Source organism: Micromonospora qiuiae (genome assembly GCF_016863555.1).
GTDB lineage: Bacteria > Actinomycetota > Actinomycetes > Mycobacteriales > Micromonosporaceae > Micromonospora > Micromonospora qiuiae.
In genome coordinates, this window is the sequence record NZ_BOPC01000182.1 from 1 (window position 1) to 1,164 (window position 1,164).

A 1,164-nucleotide genomic window follows, 5' to 3' on the forward strand; every position below is an offset into this window, starting at 1 on the left:
GCCGGTCGGAGGCGGAGTGGTCGGCGTGGTCGGCAGGAACGGGCACGTGCTGCGGTAGGTGACCACGCCGCTGTTGTCCAGCAGCGGGCAGAGGAACTGGCTGTAGCGGGCGTCGTTGTCGATGAAGATCTTCAAGAACGGCAGCATGGTCCGGATCAGCACCGGGTTCGACCGGCCGACCATGAAGCCGTGGTCCCCACCGGCGACCTCCAGGTAGGCGCTCTTTGTGCCAGCCGGGATGCTGTTGTACAGGCCCATGGCGTAGGACGGGGTGACCACCGTGTCCGCCTGCCCAGAGAAGATCATCGTGGGCACCCGGTCGTTGGCCAGGTTCGACGACGGCGAGTACGGCGCGATGCCGACCACCGCCTTCAACGACGAGCGACGCATGGCTGCGCTCAGCGCCCCGCCGCCGCCCATGGAGTGACCGGAGACGGCCAGCCTGTTCGGGTCGATTCGGTCGCGTACCGGGCTCTGCTGCGTCAGGTAGTCCAACGCGGCAAGCAACTGGGTGCCTCGGGCCGTGTCGAAGTCGTTACGGCTGTTGGTCTCGATGCCGATCACGACGAAGCCGTGCGATGCCAGCCACGGCCCCATCCAGGCCAGTTCCGCGGAGAACAACGCGGTGTAACCCGGCGAGATCGCGATGGCCCCGAAGGTGCCCTGGCTGGTGTCGGTCGGGTAGTAGATCCTGCCGCCGTTGAAGCCGTACCCGGACGGGACGCTGACCGACGTGTTGGCAAAGGGGCCGCGCTCGGTTGCGACGCTGGTCCGGGTGGGGTCCGGACCCCGCTGGTACGGGTTGTCGGCGGCCGACGCCGACCCGGTCGCCACCGTCACGGTGAACAACCCGACGGCGGCTGCGATCCCGGCCGTGGCGAGCTTGAACAGCCGTCGCCGAATGCCGGGGGACGATCGGTCAGCTCGGGTGCTTCCCGAGGGTGGGGGGTGGTGTGGGTGTTCGCGCACTGTCGGTACCTCCTGGTGGTGGGGTGTGTGAGGGTGGGCGGGCTCGGTTCGTACCGAGCCCGCCCGTTCCGGCTGTGCCCGAGCCGGACCTGCACGCGGTCAGCGTTGCAGGGTCAGCAGACCGGGGCGGTAAGGCAGGAGGCCGTAGTCGCCGCCGGAGTTGGGGGAACGCCCCTGGTAAAGCAGTTGCAGGGT

2 protein-coding genes are annotated in these 1,164 nt (G+C 68.6%); both read right to left on the bottom strand.

From position 1 onward, the window contains the following. Positions 1–969, bottom strand: a 969-nt coding sequence (locus tag Vqi01_RS30295; RefSeq protein ID WP_204038550.1) for an alpha/beta hydrolase family protein, incomplete at its 3' end; no start/stop codon positions are given. Between the two features lie 99 nt (positions 970–1,068). Continuing rightward, on the bottom strand, positions 1,069–1,164 hold a 96-nt coding region (locus Vqi01_RS31860), incomplete at its 5' end, for a non-reducing end alpha-L-arabinofuranosidase family hydrolase (RefSeq protein WP_504740177.1).